General features: G+C 36.5%; 14 protein-coding genes. 6 read left to right on the forward strand and 8 right to left on the reverse strand.

All coding sequences use genetic code 11. The annotated features are described in order from the left end of the window. Window positions 1–11 precede the first annotated feature (11 nt). The 3 genes from I7822_RS03510 to I7822_RS03520 form a co-directional block, all read right to left on the reverse strand. The gene (locus I7822_RS03510) at window positions 12–941 is read right to left on the reverse strand and encodes a manganese-dependent inorganic pyrophosphatase (RefSeq protein WP_207975392.1); all 930 of its coding nucleotides are present in this window, start codon (window positions 939–941) and stop codon (window positions 12–14) included. A 150-nt stretch (window positions 942–1,091) separates the two neighbouring features. After that, entirely contained in the window at window positions 1,092–2,213 is a 1,122-nt protein-coding gene (locus tag I7822_RS03515; protein ID WP_279381912.1) for an NAD(P)H-dependent flavin oxidoreductase, read from the reverse strand. 157 nt (window positions 2,214–2,370) lie between these two features. Beyond that, on the reverse strand, window positions 2,371–3,672 hold the full coding sequence (locus tag I7822_RS03520; protein WP_207975393.1) for a dicarboxylate/amino acid:cation symporter: 1,302 nt from the start codon (window positions 3,670–3,672) through the stop codon (window positions 2,371–2,373). A gap of 337 nt (window positions 3,673–4,009) precedes the next feature. Between I7822_RS03520 and I7822_RS03525 the strand changes: the two genes are divergently transcribed. The 4 genes from I7822_RS03525 (at window position 4,010) to I7822_RS03540 (ending at window position 7,976) form a co-directional block, all read left to right on the forward strand. After that, window positions 4,010–4,711: a polyphosphate polymerase domain-containing protein gene (locus I7822_RS03525; protein WP_207975394.1), complete on the forward strand. Its 702-nt coding sequence runs from the start codon at window positions 4,010–4,012 to the stop codon at window positions 4,709–4,711. A gap of 29 nt (window positions 4,712–4,740) precedes the next feature. After that, the gene (locus I7822_RS03530) at window positions 4,741–5,424 is read left to right on the forward strand and encodes a DUF4956 domain-containing protein (protein WP_207975395.1); all 684 of its coding nucleotides are present in this window, start codon (window positions 4,741–4,743) and stop codon (window positions 5,422–5,424) included. Window positions 5,425–5,532: 108 nt separating this feature from the next. Next, window positions 5,533–7,641, forward strand: a complete 2,109-nt coding sequence (locus I7822_RS03535) for a carbohydrate-binding domain-containing protein (RefSeq protein ID WP_207975396.1) — start codon at window positions 5,533–5,535, stop codon at window positions 7,639–7,641. A 140-nt stretch (window positions 7,642–7,781) separates the two neighbouring features. Beyond that, window positions 7,782–7,976 carry an IDEAL domain-containing protein gene (locus I7822_RS03540; protein WP_207975397.1) on the forward strand — a complete coding sequence of 65 codons (195 nt, stop codon included), beginning with the start codon at window positions 7,782–7,784 and terminating at the stop codon, window positions 7,974–7,976. 191 nt (window positions 7,977–8,167) lie between these two features. Here I7822_RS03540 and I7822_RS03545 read toward each other — a convergent pair whose 3' ends face one another. From I7822_RS03545 to I7822_RS03555, 3 genes are all read right to left on the reverse strand, one after another. After that, window positions 8,168–9,157 (reverse strand): LCP family protein, encoded by a 990-nt coding sequence (locus I7822_RS03545; protein WP_207975398.1) that lies wholly within the window; start codon window positions 9,155–9,157, stop codon window positions 8,168–8,170. 315 nt (window positions 9,158–9,472) lie between these two features. Continuing rightward, entirely contained in the window at window positions 9,473–10,387 is a 915-nt protein-coding gene (locus I7822_RS03550) for a patatin-like phospholipase family protein (RefSeq protein WP_207975399.1), read from the reverse strand. 298 nt (window positions 10,388–10,685) lie between these two features. Then, window positions 10,686–11,747, reverse strand: coding sequence for a DctP family TRAP transporter solute-binding subunit (locus tag I7822_RS03555; protein ID WP_207975400.1), 1,062 nt, complete (start codon window positions 11,745–11,747; stop codon window positions 10,686–10,688). A gap of 947 nt (window positions 11,748–12,694) precedes the next feature. Here I7822_RS03555 and I7822_RS03560 point away from each other — a divergent pair. Further along, complete coding sequence (locus tag I7822_RS03560) at window positions 12,695–14,272, forward strand: ATP-binding protein (protein WP_207975401.1); 1,578 nt, start codon at window positions 12,695–12,697, stop codon at window positions 14,270–14,272. Between the two features lie 267 nt (window positions 14,273–14,539). Continuing rightward, entirely contained in the window at window positions 14,540–15,211 is a 672-nt protein-coding gene (locus tag I7822_RS03565) for a response regulator (RefSeq protein WP_307847679.1), read from the forward strand. Window positions 15,212–15,258: 47 nt separating this feature from the next. On the opposite strand, the gene I7822_RS03570 is transcribed toward I7822_RS03565, so the two are convergent. Beyond that, complete coding sequence (locus I7822_RS03570) at window positions 15,259–16,149, reverse strand: 50S ribosomal protein L11 methyltransferase (protein ID WP_207975403.1); 891 nt, start codon at window positions 16,147–16,149, stop codon at window positions 15,259–15,261. 282 nt (window positions 16,150–16,431) lie between these two features. Then, complete coding sequence (locus tag I7822_RS03575; RefSeq protein WP_207975404.1) at window positions 16,432–17,283, reverse strand: NAD-dependent epimerase/dehydratase family protein; 852 nt, start codon at window positions 17,281–17,283, stop codon at window positions 16,432–16,434. Window positions 17,284–17,290 lie beyond the last annotated feature (7 nt).

Consider the following 17,290-nt stretch of genomic DNA (forward strand, 5'->3'; position numbering starts at 1 on the left):
CTTTTTTAATCTTATTTCGTAAATGCTTCTGTTAATACAGGAACAATTTGTTTTTTACGTGAAACAACACCTTTAAGTGTAGCTTGGTTGTTGTCTAGTTTCACATTGAATGCTTGCTCTACTTTACTTGTTTCGTTACCAATTGCTAAAGCAACCGAATCATTTGTTAAAATATCAGTAACAACGAATAAGAATAAGTCTAATCCTTTGTCAGCAATAACGCTTGATAGAGCTGCTTCAATTTCCGCTTTATGTACAAGTACATCATTTGTATCAACTGCGTTCACTTGAGCAATTTCTACTTTGCTTGAACCCATTTGGAATTCTTTTGCATCAAGAGAGATTAATTGCGCGACAGATTTATCACTTAAATCTGCACCAGCTTTTAGCATATCTAAGCCGTAAGTGTTCGCGTCAACACCAGCAATTTCAGCTAATTCTTTTGCTGCATCTACATCTTCTTGTGTACAAGTTGGTGATTTGAATAAAAGAGAGTCAGAAATGATCGCTGATAACATTAATCCAGCTGTTTCCTTCTCAATTTGAACACCTTTTTCTTTATACAATTTGTTAAGAATTGTAGCTGTACAACCAACAGGCTCAGCACGGTAGTAAACTGGATCACTTGTTTCAAAGTTAGCGATTCGGTGATGATCGATTACTTCAAGTACACGAACTTCCGTAATATCATCTGCACTTTGTTGACGCTCATTATGGTCAACCAAAATAACTTCTTTTGCTTCACCAGCAACCTTTTCAACAAGACGAGGTGCATCTTTTTTGAAGTAATCAAGTGCATATTGTGTTTCACCGTTTACTTCACCTAAGCGAACAGGCTCAGCATTTTGTCCGATTTTATTTTTTAACTCAGCATACGCAATGGCAGAACAGATTGTATCTGTATCCGGATTTTTATGACCAAAAACAAGTACTTTTTCCATAATTAGCTCCTTTACACAATCAAAATATACTCTATCATAACATAGATTCTACTATTAAATTAACCATCAATTATGAAAAATATCAATTATTATCGAAAATTTGATAGGAATACTTGGCTTAACGATCCTTTAAGCCAATAAAACAGTCTGTTATTGTTTATTTAAGGCCCTCAATGCTTCTTCCATTTCGTATAGCACTTCACGAACGATCGCTTCTGCTGTTCTATCTCCCTTTAATAACCTAGTTGCCTGCCCTGACCATAAAGACATAAAGTTTATCTCATTTTGTACAGCAGCAGCTTTTCGAATATCTGCTGTTAATGTGTTTTGACTAGGAAACGGTAAAGGAGGAATGCCAGACTGTTCAAAATGAGTAATAAATTCATTTTTAATGCCCCGAGCTGGACGTCCTGAAAAGCTTTTCGTGATGACTGTACTTTCTTCTGTACTTTGATATAAGGCAGCTTTATATAAGTGGTGAATACCAGACTCCTTGCACGTAAGGAATTGTGTTCCCATTTGTATCCCTTGTGCACCTAGAGCCATTGCCGCAAGCATTCCTCTTCCATCCATGATACCTCCTGCTGCAACCACTGGTACCTTTACATTGTCGACAACTTGAGGGATTAATGAAAATGTACCAATATTTGCACCATTTGGGTGTTCCTTAATATCAAATGTACTTCGATGGCCACCTGCATCGCTCCCTTGAGCAACAATGATATCCGCTCCTGCCTGTTCAGCAACCTTTGCTTCCCGAACAGTTGTAACCATTGTGATAATCTTTACACCTCTCTTTTTTGCCTGCTGAACCTTTTCAGGAGAAAGGATGCCGAATGCTGTACTAAGAACAGGTACATTTTCTTCTATTACGACTTGAAATTGTTCCTCAAAATCATCTATTGTTTTTACATTGTCCTCATCTACTCGTACCCCAAGCTTTTCTCGAAACGTATTTAGCACAGATTGCACCTCTGTCATGTTTGAAAAATCATCTTCCATAGGTGTACAAAATAAATTAACAGCAAAGGGACGATTTGTCCGTTCTTTTATCGTTTTTATTGTTGTTCTTATGCTCTCAGGCTTCATATATGCTGCCCCTAATGTCCCAAGGGCACCAGTCTCAGATACACTTGTAACTAAATCAGCTGTTGTTGCCCCACCTGCCATTCCTGCTTGGATGATTGGGTGATTGATTCCAAGGATTTTGCATAGGTTTGAATGATTATCATTTTTCAGAATTTCCCCCTCCTTATATATTCTACTAATCAAGAATTCTGTATCAGTATGTTGTTACCTTCTTTTCACATTATAAAATACGTTGATTTTTATCAAGACTTTATAGCTGATAATTTTTTCTTTTCCTTTATCTTTCTATCATTATCAATTCTAATAGAATAGGCTGACTCATTGGAGTCAGCCTATCCTTCTATCTATTTGCCACCGCACCTACAGATGTTTCAATGCTTGAAGAACTTGTTTCAGGTTCTGCTTCAACCTCAACATAGCCTTCTGGATCAAATTCATCTTCCATTTTAGAAATAACCACTGTAGCTACTCCATTACCAATTAGGTTTGTGATTGCACGTGCTTCTGACATAAAACGATCAACACCTAGAATAAGTGCCATCCCTTCTACTGGTATCATCGGGAATGCTGCTAATGTAGCAGCCAACGTAATAAATCCAGAACCTGTAACACCTGCAGCCCCTTTAGATGTCAACATTAATACACCTAATAATGTTGCCATTTGCCAGATTGATAGATCAACACCATATGCTTGTGCAATAAACATTGCGGCCATTGAGAGATAGATAGAGGTACCATCTAAATTAAATGAGTATCCTGTTGGAACAACAAGACCTACTACTGACTTTGAACAACCATATCTTTCAAGCTTTTGCATCAGTTTAGGTAGTGCTGATTCAGAGGAAGATGTACCTAACACAAGTAATATTTCCTCTTTAATATATTTAATAAAGCTAAAAATATTGAATTTATAGTATTTCGCAATCCCACCAAGAACAAGGATGATAAACAAAAACATTGTGATATACACTGAGCCCATTAATTTACCTAATGAAACGAGAGAGCCTATTCCGAAGTTACCAATTGTATAGGCCATTGCCCCAAACGCAGCAATTGGTGATATTTTCATTATCATATTTACAATTGAGAAGAAAATCTCAGTTAATTTTTCAAATAAAGAGATGACAGGTGCAGCTTTCTCACCAACTGAAGCTGTTGCTAGTCCGAATAATACGGCAAAGAATAAGATTGGCAGCAATTCTCCACCTGCTAAAGCTGCAACCGCATTTTCAGGAACAATTCCCATCAAAAAGTCCATAAACCCATGACTTGATTCTTCAGCTTGTTTCGTAAATTCAGAAACATCTGCCCCTTCTGCCCCACTTGTATTAAATCCATTACCTGGTTGAAGAATCGAAACGATTAATATTCCAATCGCTAATGCAAAGGTAGTCACGACTTCAAAATAAAGTAATGCCTTACCACCAATTCTACCAACCTTCTTTAAATCTCCCATACTCCCAATTCCAATGACAATGGTGAAGAAGATAATTGGTGCAATAACCATCTTAATTAACTTTATAAAGATATCTGCCAACACCTTTAGCTGTGCTCCAAACTCTGGAAAAATAAATCCGATCGTAATACCGAGAAGAATACCGATGATCACTTGTACAGTTAAATTTTTGAAATTTATTTTCATAAACCATTCACCCCTTTTTGTTAACGCTTTCAATTACTATCTTTATGTTAACTGATAATTTAGAAAGTTTATATTTATGGTGATAATGGTCTTTTTGTTCTTTTTGGTCTTTTTATGAGTTTAAACAAAGTAATAAGGTTCTCATGAATCACAATAGCTTTTGGGTTTAGTACAAAGGAGAACTTTATTTTTATCAAAACCTAAATAAAGTTTTTACAAAAACTTTACTTGACATCTTGCTGACACATTCAACATATAAACTAGCAATTGTTCGAGACAATCAAATAGCTTATATACTTCCTACCAAAGAGAAGTTTATAGAGAAGGAGGAAAGATAATGCCAGTTCAAACCTCATTTAATCCGAAAGGTCGTAATGAGCTTAAGCACGCTATATCAGTAGCGGAATATCGCGTGTTACGTAGTAAACTTCTGCACTTTATGAGAAGAGATTCAAACGCAGGAGCAAATGGCAAATATTTAATTCGTTCAACTTACTTCGATAATTTTGATAATAAAATTTTGAACGAAAAAAAAGAAGGTTACTTAAACCGCGATAAATACCGTGTTCGTATATATGGCAAGAGCGATGCGGTCGTCAATCTTGAACGCAAAAGTAAGCGGAATAATTTAACATTCAAATCAAAATGCGAAATGACGCGTGCGGAATTTGAAAAAATGAGGATTGGTGACATTCTTTGGATGGAAAAAGACGAGAGAGTCCTTATACGTGATTTATTATTTGAAATTCAAAATCACCAAATCAAACCGAAAACAGTGGTAGATTATGAACGAGAAGCCTTTATGTACCCCTATGGTAATGTTCGAGTCACTTTCGATTTAAAGGTGCAATCAAGCTTACAAAATACAGATATGTTCAATAAACATTTACCAATGGTAGATGTGCTAGAACCAAATTTAGTCATCTTAGAAGTTAAATATGATGAGTACTTGCCAGATGTCATTAAATATTTACTTCAGCTAACAGATACAAGACAAGAGGCTTATTCAAAATATCAATTAGGTCGCATGTATGGATAATCTATAAAAACATAATAGGAGAGTAAAAAATGAATACTACTAATTTTTCAGATATATTCAAATCAAGCTTTTTAGAAACAACTACTTCATTTTCATTAATCGATTCACTACTTGGACTAGGAGTAGCGTTTTTAGTCGGATTGTGTATTTATGCAGTATATAAGAAAACCTTTAACGGTGTTATTTACTCACATTCGTTCAATATTTCCTTAATTATTATGACAATGGCAACAGCTCTAGTCATTATGGGAATTAGTCAAAACGTATTATTATCACTTGGTATGGTTGGGGCATTATCTATCGTTCGTTTTCGTACGCCAATAAAAGATCCAATGGATTTAGTTTATTTATTCTGGTCAGTCATTGCTGGTATTTTAAGTGGTGCAGGATTCATTTTATTAGCTATCATCGGTTCCGTCCTAATTGGTCTTGTCATTATTTTATTTGCAAACAAAATTAAAGTGGACAACCCATATCTATTGGTTGTGAAATTTGATAAAAACACTGTCGGAGAACAAATTGAACAGATTATGAAAGAAAAAACGAAAAAATTCTCTTTAAAATCAAAATCAATTATTCAAGATTATGAGATTGAAGTGACATATGAAATTCGTGTAAAAGAAAACGATGCAGAAATTGCATCAGAAATATCTACTATTCAAGGCGTGCGTTCCGCAGTCATGCTAAGCTATGATGGCAACTTTACAGCATAACCAAATGATCCTAAGTAGATCTTTAGCATTTTAGATCTACTTTATTTCAAAATAAAACGTATCGATTAACAAACAGCTTACGATACTTAAATAAGGATGATTAATAGGATGATTAAAAAAGTTAATAGGTTCATTCCATTATTGTTTGGTATTGCTTTAATCATCAGTGGTTGTAGTAGCGATACGAAAACAAGTAATACAAAGGCCTCTGAACTAGTAAATAATCTAGTTACTTATGCAACCGATGATTTGTATACAGACTGGCAAGATGACAATGTGACATCTATTAAGTTGAGTGAAACAACAGCAACAGTGGCTGAAAATGATGGTGTCATTGTTGAAGATAATCAAATATTGATTCGAACAACCGGGACTTATGTTGTAGAAGGAACTTTAAAGGATGGACAAATTGTTGTAGATGCAGAAGATGCTGGTACCGTTCGCATCATTTTAAATGGAGCAACGATCAACTCTTCAACAAGTGCACCTATTTATGTAAAGCAAGCAGATAAAACGGTGATATCCCTTGAGAAAAACACAAAAAATATTCTATCTGATGCAACAGAATATGTTTATGAAGATGGAGAAGCAGATGAACCTGAAGCAGCAATTTTTAGTAAAGACGATTTGACGATCAACGGCTCTGGAACGTTAAACGTATCCGGAAATTTTAAAGATGGGATTACAAGTCGAGATAACTTAAAAATTACAGGTGGTACCCTAGAAGTCACCTCTGTTGATGACGGGATTGTCGGTCGAGATTTATTAGCCATGAAGGATACAACTATTTCAGTAGTAGCAACTGGCGATGGTGTGAAAGCTTCGAACGATGAAGACGAGACAAAAGGTAACATCATTTTGGAAAGTGGTTCTTTAACTGTTCAAGCAAAAGGTGATGGCGTTCAAGCTGAGAAGGCAGTAACCGTAATAGACGGTGAATATTCCATTATAGCTGGTGGCGGTAGCCCAGAAACAATCGAGAGCGCTTCTGAAATTGGTGGTGCTTTCGGTAGTAATCCAGAGTTTAATAGCAATGGTACAAATGATCAACCAACAGATACAACCGAAATGCCAAGCGGTGACACACCTCCTGAAGAAATGACAGGTGCACCGCCACAAAGACCAACTGATGAATCAACGGAAGAAACAGATTCAGAGGATACAATCAGTACAAAAGGTATAAAGGCTGGTACTGAAATTAATATTGCTGGTGGAACATTTACAATCGACTCCCTTGAGGATGCACTTCACAGTGATCAAAATGTATCTATTTCTGATGGCGAGATCCATATTTCTACCGGGGATGACGGTATTCATGGCGATGCAGATGTAGCAATTAACGGTGGAGCAATTACTATTGATAAAAGCAAAGAAGGTATTGAAGGTATGAATATTACAATTGCTGACGGTACGATTCATGTTAATGCAGCAGATGATGGAGTCAATATTAATGGAGGTAGTAGTGAATTTGGCATGCCTGGTATGGCGATGAGTGTTCCTTTAGCTTCTGAAGAAACAGAAACATCTGAAGAAGAGACAGCTACCGAAGAAACATCTGAAGAAGGTAAATTATTAATCGAGGGTGGCTACTTATATGTGAATGCGGATGGTGACGGACTAGATTCAAATACAGCAATTAAAATGACAGGTGGAACGGTTCTTGTTTATGGACCAGCTTCATCTGGGAATGGGTCTCTTGATTACGATCAGTCCTTCATTATTGAAGGTGGTACTTTAGTTGCTGCTGGAAGTAGTGGTATGGCACAAGGTATTTCAGAAGACTCCAAGCAAAATGCCATTATGATGACATTCACTGAATTCCAAGAAGCAGGAACAACAGTGTATGTCGAGGATAGCAATGGTGAACAAGTCTTTGCAATTGCTCCTGAAAAACAATATCAAACCATTTTAATTAGCACACCAGACCTACAAAATGAACAAACGTATACACTCAGCTCAGGTGGTGTCTTAACGGGTGAAAATAGAGACGGATTGTATAATAATGTAAAATATGAATCAGGCTCACAATCTGTAGAATATACATTATCTGGTGTGATGACATACTTAGACGAATCCGGTGTAACAGAAGCCCCAGCAAATGGAAGGTTTGGCGGGAACGGTGGTGGTCGTAGAGGTATGGAAGAAGGAAATCCATTTAACACAGATCAAAACGATGACCAAACCACACAGACAGAAGAAAGCCAAAGTAATCAATAATGTAAGACCAAGTATAGTAGCACAAACTGATACAAAGTTTGTGCTACTATTTTTGTAGTTTATCGAATTACCAATCAAAATGTTTTGAATAGTATGAAAATGGATAGTATAATAGAAAAAAGGTCAAGGAGTGATTCTTCATGGAAAAGAATTTGCTAAATTCACCACAACCCGAGATAAATGTCATAGACTCTTTATTTGCTGAAATGGTGTTAGATAATGCTTTGCTTAATTTCCGAAAAGAGAAAATCCACGAGAAAATTGACCAGTCCTTACGAGACAGAAACAAAAAAGAATTCCTACGATATACAGAAGAATTAAAGAACATTTCTTAATTGTTCTATAGATATGCATAATCAAGAAAGAGGCTGACTCAAAAGGGTCTGACACCTCCCAACATTACTAATATATAGTAGCCTTTAACGTTTAAGGTGCTGTATATTGTGTTGGAGGGGTCTGACCCTTTGGTTTTGAGTCACCCTCTTCTTTTTGTTTTATACGTATTGGTGACTAACAGATTGTAGAATCAACCCACATCTGACTTATCCTCTTCATTTTGACCGTCACTATTATGATTTTCCCCCTCCAAAAATTCTTTAAGAGCTTCCTTATTTTGTTGAAAATCTACCTCTAATACTTCTCCAATATCCTCATAACGTATATTTTCAAAAGTGTCATTTTCTGGGATGCGAAGAGTCTCTAAATCTCCGCTATTATTTGTTACAAAGTCTTTTCCAATCGTAAACAGTGTAGTAGTATCAATATTTGTATTCACATATGAATTCAAGACGCCCAATAGCTTAGGGAGTTTCGCCACATTACGAAGACTTACAGAATCCTCCACTATTTTTGAAACAACTTCTTGCTGTCTTTGTACTCGACCAAAATCACTCAAACGATCTTGACGATAACGGACATATCCCAACAGCTCTTTCCCGTGAAGGGTTTGCTTACCTTTTTCTATCTCCATTCCGATTCCAGAAGTCATTACATGTGGTACATCCACTTGAATGCCATTTGGAACGAGAATATCTACAGCTTCTTCGAATCCTTTAAAATCTACAATCGCGTAATAATTAATATCTAAACTAAAATTTTCTTTAATAGTTTTCCTCAGTAATTCTGGACCTCCATATGCATAAGCTGCATTTAATTTTTGCTTCCCATGTCCTGGTATTGATACATACATATCACGCATAAACGAAATAAGTTTAACCGAATGAGTACGTTGATCATAGTGTGCAACCATAATCGTATCCGTTCTAGCTTGTTTTTCCCCTCTAGAATCACTACCTAATAAAAGAACGTTCACATCACCTATTTCACTTTTCTCCCCTTCAAAAGCATGGTTTCCTTGATCATTTTTAAACGTTTTGTTGTTACTTTCTAATGTCCCTTGTATGTACTGATAAACACTATATATTCCAATAAAAAAGACACAAAGAATAAGAAGCGCTCCAAATACTCTTCCCCATCTTAGTCTTACTCTCTTTCTTTTCCTTCTCTGCTCTCCCATAACTTGCACCACCTAAACGTAATAACACAAGACTCTCCCCCATTACTTTTCTGGTAATAGGACCACTATCTAACTAATTAAGGTTAACGACAAAATACTAAAATACCTACCTTTTTAATAACCTTATATAAAGTAGAATCAACTCATGAAGTAATCATTCTCCCATAACAAGTTTTCATTTGTTCGAATTTATGATTACATTTGTTTGAAATTTAGGTTACATATTTGACATCGCAACGGATTTTACCGAATCTAAAAAGGATAGGATGTGATTCCACCCTAGCCTTAAAGAAGCATTTGCACTATTTTTCTATACTACTTCGTTTTTTGCTTTCGTTTAGCCTTATGTTTTTCAAAATCCCACTTTGACAAAAATTCCTTTGCGGAAGTATAACCTGAATGATATAGAAATTCAATTTCATCCTTACTTAGTTCAAAATCAGTTGTGGTTATACCGCCAGTCGGAATTTTAATCGTACGGTCATTCGTTTCTTCGTTCAGATGTCGCAAATCATGGGCTTGAAGCATCGTTTTAAAAATATTTTTAAAAAGGTGTAACGGGGTTGGTATTACAGCTCCAATATCAACTTCATCTTTTACAAAACGGAAGCCGAACGTTGGGAAGCGGGGGTTATCAGTATCATATAACCATATTGGAAAGTTACTAAGTAATCCCCCATCTAAAATATAGGATTTGTTGTGGTCTTTAGATTTCCAAATAACCGGACGGTAGAAAAATGGTATTGAGGCGCTCATCATAATCGCGGTTGAAACTTTTAAATCAGCAGGAGTCATTCTATAGCGATCCAAATCATCTGGCAAAATAAGCATTTGTCCATTTGAAACATCTGAAGCGATAATCTTTAATTTTCCTTCTGGGAGATCTGCAAATGTTCTAATGCCTTTTTCTGAAAGAATAGCATCCACCCATTTTTCAAGATAATCATTTTTATATATTCCAAGATGTACCATAAGCTCCAAAAAACTACCGATAAGGGGAATTCGATTCAGGATCGTCCTACCTCGGAATTTTGAATAATCTATTTCCTTAAACCTATCTCTAATTTCATAGCTTTTAAAGCCGCTTGCTAACAGAGCAGCTATTACAGCACCCGCTGATGTTCCTGCTAGCCTTTCCCATTCTACGTTTTCCTCTTCCATGGCTTGAATCGCTCCAATAAAAGCAATTCCCCTCACCCCACCGCCTTCAAAAACCGCATCTATCTTCAATTTTTGCCACCTTTCTATTAGAGTTTATATATTATATAGATTTACGATATTATATGTGTATATAGAGGCGTACAAACCTTTTATCGACATAAAAGGCTCAGTTAAACTAGGTTGTTGATTTCCGCTGCAGGCGTTCGCTTTCCGCGGGCGGTCTGGGAGCCTCTTCGGTGCTTTGTACCTGTGTGAGTCTCCCTTGGACTCGCAATCCCGCAGGAGTCTCACGTATACGTTCCAATCAACAAAGTGCCAAAATCAACAGTGAGCTTTAACAGAGCCAAATAAAAAAGAAGGCACAAAACTACTTCGTCTCCATATCCTTAATTCTTTCCTCTACAAATTCTTTTACAAAATCCTCAGTCACATACTGAAGAAACGTTTGATATACCGGCTGAAGGTTATCTAGCCATTCCCCCCGTTCTTGTTCGGTTAAGTAATGAATATCAATTGAGGATTCTCTTTCTATCACACGTAATTGATCTTTGTTCATTTTCATCGACTCTTCTAACATCCAGGCAGTTGTCTCATCCATTGCATCGGTCAAACTAGATTGAACATCTTCAGGAAGATGATCCCAAAACTCTTTGTTCATCAACACAGCATAGCCTAAAAACCCGTGGTTACTTATTGTCATATAATTTTGAAGCTCATATAGACGTCGAGAATAAATATTAGAAATTGTATTTTCCTGTCCTTCAAATTTTTCCTCTTCTAATGACATATAGACTTGATCAAACGGCATAACGATCGGCTTAGCTCCTAAGTGCTTAAACTGTTCTTCAATCATAGTGCTCGGCATAATCCGAAAACGCTGCCCCTTAAAATCTTCAGGCTTTTTCAATGCATTTTCACTGCTTGTCATTTGTTTAAAGCCATTGCTCCATAATGCCATCCCTGTTATGTTTTCATCTTCGTGGAGTCGTAAAAAGCTACTTCCAATTTCACTAGAAAAGACAGACGTGATATCCTCGTTTTTTTGAAACAAAAAGGGTAAGTCAAAAAATCCCCATTCAGGAGCTAGTCTTGTCATTTTTGATAAGGACGGTGCAATCATTTGAACATTATTGTTCATTAACGCATCTAACTCTTGTTCATCGGTATAAAGAGTACCATTTGGAATAACCTCTACTTTAACTAAACCATTTGTTTTTTCATCAGCTAATTCAGCAAATTTTTGAGCAGCTAAACCCTTAGGCGTATTTTCAGCAACAACGTGGCTAAATCGAATAATGATTTGATCTGATAATCCCTCTTGTTCATCATCATAACTAATTTCTTCCTGTTTAAATCGATCAAAAGGATAAAAAAAGATAGCTAAGATCGTGATAATCACAAAGAAACTCGAGCCTATTAAATACTTCATCTCTCTTAATACCCCCATATTTATGTAATAGTAATTGTAACACGCATCATTTTCCATGGTAAAATAAAGTTCAACTTCCTTCTGGGAGAAGTCTTTTCATTCTCACTGAAGGTTAGTTGAACTTATCGGACATTTACTGGCAGTTTCACCAGTATCGACTTCTATCTATTCTCTCATGTAAAGAATAGGTAGAAGTACTGCCAGTTAATGTGGGATAAAGTTCAACTTCCTTCTGGGAGAAGTCTTTTCATTCTCACTGAAGGTTAGTTGAACTTATCGGACATTTACTGGCAGTTTCACCAGTATCGACTTCTATCTATTCTTGCATCTAAAGAATAGGAATGAGGTACTGCCAGTTAATGTGGGGTAAAGTTCAACTTCCTTTAGGGAGAAGGCTTTTCATTCTCCCTAAAGGTTAGTTGAACTTATCGGACATTTACTGGCAGTTTCACCAGTATCGACTTCTATCTATTCTTTTATCTAAAGAATAGGTAGAAGTACTGCCAGTTAATGTGGGATAAAGTTCAACTTCCTTTAGGGAGAAGGCTTTTCATTCTCCCTAAAGGTTAGTTGAACTTATCGGACATTTACTGGCAGTTTCACCAGTATCGACTTCTATCTATTCTTTTATCTAAAGAATAGGAATGAGGTACTGCCAGTTAATGTGGGGTAAAGTTCAACTTCCTTCTGGGAGAAGTCTTTTCATTCTCACTGAAGGTTAGTTGAACTTATCGGACATTTACTGGCAGTTTCACCAGTATCGACTTCTATCTATTCTCTCATCTAAAGAATAGGTAGAAGTACTGCCAGTTAATGTGGGGTAAAGTTCAACTTCCTTTAGGATTTATTCTATTGAGTATTAGTTCAACTTCCTTTAGGATTTATTCTATTGAAGATTAGTTCAACTTCCTTTATAAAAGAGCCTAAAAAAAAGAAAGGAACTCTTTATGCAACGTTTATCCATCCAAACAAAAATAATGGGTTTAATCTTTTTTATTGTAGGATTTTCCCTTTTTCTCGCCGGCATCGTTATTATTAGCAATTTTATTGATTCTGGAGAAGATGACTTAAAGCAAAGAGCACTTCTAACTGCTAGAACCGTTGCAGAGGTTCCAGATATTAGTGTGATGATTACCGGTAGCACAAAAGAACGAAGCAAGATTAATGATCGAGTTGAGACAATGAGAATGATTCATCATGCTGATTATATTGTGGTGATGGACATGAATCATATTCGCTTATCACATCCTGTTCCTCATCTAATTGGTCAAAAGTCACAAGGCAATGATGAGGACCCTGCCTTTGCTGAACTTACTTATACAACAAAGGCAAAAGGTGAAGCAGGAACTGTCATTCGTGGATTCGTTCCTATTATTAATAAAGAGCATCACCAGGTTGGAGTCGTCTTAGTTGGGTATATGTTACCAACGTTTTTTGAAATCATTTGGAATTTACGAATTGAAATCTTGTTAACTGGTGCGATTTCGCTATTATTTGGTGGCTGGGGTGCATGGTTGCTTGCTTCGCGTATAAAAAAAGAGATGTTTAATCTTGAACCACATGAAATAGCGAGATTGGTGGTAGAGCGAACAGAGACCTTTAATGCAATGCATGAAGGAATCATTGCAATTGATACAGATGAAAAAATAACTGTTTTTAATGATAAAGCAAAAGCAATGATGGGAATAGCAGGTGAGGTAATTGGTAAAAAAATTCATGAGATTATACCTGATACAAGACTTCCAGAAATCCTTCAGTTGCAAAAACCGTTTTACAACAGAGAGTTAACCGTTCGCAATTTAAATATTGTTAGTAATCGAATACCTATTAAAGTAAAAGGAAAGACAGTCGGCGCAGTTGCGATCTTCCAAGACCGCACTGAAGTAAAAAAACTAGCAGAAGAACTTACTGGAGTAAAAGCATTTGTAAGCGCTTTGAGGGTTCAAAATCACGAGCATATGAACAAACTGCATACGATAGCAGGATTACTACAACTAGGTCATAAAAATAGAGCGCTAGAGTATGTCTTTCAAATTACCGAGGAACATGAAGAGTTAACGCGTTTTCTATCAAAAAATATCAAGAGTGAAAGTCTGTCTGGTCTTCTGCTTAGTAAGGTAAGTCGTGGGAAGGAGCTAGGCATCACCGTTCATATTGATCGCCATAGCCGATTAGAGTCTTTTCCACCTTCACTTGATGTTCATGATTTTGTGATCATTTTTGGAAATTTGATCGAAAACGCATTTGACGCTTTTAAGGATAGTAATGAACTAGAAAAAGAGATCTATGTGAGCATTGAACAGCATGAAGACATTTTATCTATCCTAATTGAGGATAATGGATCAGGTATTTCAAAAGAAGTAGAAACCCAAGTTTTTCAAGAAGGATTCACTACAAAGGAAGGTTCTAACCGAGGAATTGGCTTATTTTTAATAAAAGAAATCGTCGCAAAAGCAAATGGTACCATTCAAGTAGAGTCATATCCTGAACGAGGTACCTCCTTTATGATTACCTTTTATATGTAAGGCTCTTTTCTAAGAGATTGTTGCTTTTAAAACGAAAACTATTTAAGGTTGATTGGAACGGATTGCGAGACTCCTGCAGGAGCAGCGGGATAGGTGAGACTCATGCAGGCGTTTACGCCGAGGAGGCGCTCACCGCCCGCCCCGTGGAAAGCGAGCATCTGGAGCTGAAATCAACCACACCGTACTACTTGGTAAATAGCAACAAAGTTTGCGAAAACAGCCATATGTAAAGACGATTGTATGGAGGAATGTTAGATGAAAGCTTCAATTATTCGCGTTCTACTTATTGAAGATGACCCAATGGTTCAAGAAATTAATAAACAATTTGTTGAAGAAGTTGATGGATTTACTGTTATTGGCACTTCATCTAATGGTAAAGAAGGCATCGATTTTATAAAAAAAGAAAAACCTGATTTAGCTTTAATCGATATCTTCATGCCTAATCAGGATGGTATCACAACGATAAAACAAATTCGTTCAGAGGGTCTAGAAACAGATGTAATTGCCATTACAGCTGCTAGTGATATTGAAACAGTTCGGCGCGTTTTGCAATTAGGAGCGATTGACTACATCATGAAGCCGTTTAAATTTGATCGAATCAAACAGGCCCTTACAAACTATCTTAACTATCATTCCAAGCTTCAAGAAAAGGAATCGATCACCCAACAAGAATTGGATCGTCTCCTCTTTCAACCCAAAAAAGTAGAAAATAAACAGTTACCTAAAGGACTCAATGCTCTGACCCTTGAGAAAATAATCAATTATTTACAAGAACAAAATCAAGCAATTTCTGCTGAAGAAGTTGCGGAAGGCATTGGAATAGCACGTGTGACCGCTAGACGCTACCTCGAATTTATGGAACAATCTGGAAATGTAAAGATTCATATTGAGTATGGTGGAATTGGACGTCCTATTAATCGTTATATGATTATTACCTAAATAGAAAAGGAGTGTTAAAAGGGCAGACCCTTTAACACTCCTTACTTTTATTGCTTAGAAAAATGAATCGTTACCCATTCATTCGTCTGTGCCTTTTCATGGATTGAAAAACCACCTGCTTGGAAATCCGCAATTAGCTGATCAATATGCCATTCCACTAAACCAGAGATGATAAAATCATTGCTATTTTTTAATAGGTCATGTTTTTTCAAGATACTCATCGTTTCATTTGCACCAATATTGATTAATATTAAATCATATACATCTTCAATAGTGTAGTCCCCTGTAATTAAATCAGCTTGTACTACCTCAAGATCATTCGTAAGGTTATTCAGCTCGGCATTATGATAAAGCTCTCTTGCAACTTCCTCATAATCAACAGCAATAACCTTTTTTGCACCTTTCAGTGATGCTGCAATTGTAAGCATACCCGAACCAGTTCCTAAGTCGAGGACGCTTTTCCCTGTAAGGTCTTTTTCTAAGATCATTCGTAAACAACCTTGAGTTGTTTCATGGAGCCCTGTCCCAAATGCAGCTAATGGGTCAAATTTAAGAACGTTTTTATCATGATATTGTTCTTGCGAATTGGGATACGAAATAACCCACCCATTTCCTAAATCGACATCTTCAAATTCATATGATTGCTCCCAATCAGCTTCTTCATGTAAGGAATAGCTAATAACTTCCCTTGATATAGAAAGAGTCGTTTCTAGTAAGGAATAATACGCTTCAGGTAGATTCTTTACTTCCATATCACTTGCGTAAATTTTCAAATCAACATGCTGGTCTTCTTTCTCTTCATATCCGTATCCATTTTGGACTTTGATGATTTCAATTGGTGATTCATAGTACAGATTATAAATTCCTGTTGCATTTAACGTGTCTGTGTATTGGTCAATTTCTTTATAAGGTATATTTATTGTAAATTCGTGTAACATGATCGATTCCTCTCTTTATGCATGTGAACTAGTTTATTGGCTACCTTTTGTCCTATCACAGTTTAATATAGATTGAATTGGGATAGCAAATTGTTTTTCATTTCTAGGTGAGATAATTGGATTTAAGGGCTTCTTTAGATCGGGGAGTTTTTCTACAATTTGATAGAGAATTCCCCTTTGGAGTGAACATTCCCCGATATTTCACTCTTTTCCTCTCGCTTTTCCAATAAAAAACAGGGTGATTTAAATGGTCAACCCCATTTGAATCACCCTTAAATAAACTTAATTCTTCACCTTCACATATTCTCTCCAGCTATGCATAGGTTGCCAATTTAATAGCTTCTTCGCTTTTTCATTAGAAAATAATGTTTCGTATGCTTCCAATTGCTTACGAATTTCAGTAGTTGGATAGATTGTCTCAACTAGGTGCTTACTTTCAATATCCATGCTTGTGTCATCTGCTGCGATATTTAGTGCAACAGAGCCTAGTCCATCAGTTTCAACCGCTAGTCGATAGGCAACTGCAGCATCTCTTGTATCAATATAACTCCACATGATTACTTTTCGCTGTTCAGGGTCATTTATAAATTCCGGAAAATTTTCATACATATTTGGGGCAATCACATTTCCTAATCTCATGGATACGACCTGCATCCCAGTTCGTCGATGAATCATATCTGCTGTTTGTTCATTGACGATTTTAGATAATCCATAGCTATCCTCTGGTAATTGTGGGTGCTCTTCGTCGAGTGGAGCATATTGCGGAGACAGCTCATTAACCGCAAATACAATTCCATAAGAAGACTCACTAGACGATATGACTGCTTTTTTAATACCAAGTGTTCCAGCTGCCTCTAATATATTGTATGTAGACATGACATTATTTTTAAAGGTAACTTCATTTGGATGTGAATACGCAACAGGAATGGCTGCCAGATGTACAACTGCATCTGCACCTGCAAGAACCCCATAAACTTCACCTAGGTTTTCTAAATCGGTAATAATCGTTTTACAAATTGGGTCAATTGGATGCTTCACATCTGCATTTACTACTTCATATCCACTATCAAGAAATTCCTTAATAACCCAGTGACCAAGAAGGCCACTTCCACCAGTAACGACTACTTTTTTCAAATAATTC

The sequence above is a fragment of the Metabacillus bambusae genome (assembly GCF_017497975.1).
Classification (GTDB): domain Bacteria; phylum Bacillota; class Bacilli; order Bacillales; family Bacillaceae; genus Metabacillus; species Metabacillus bambusae.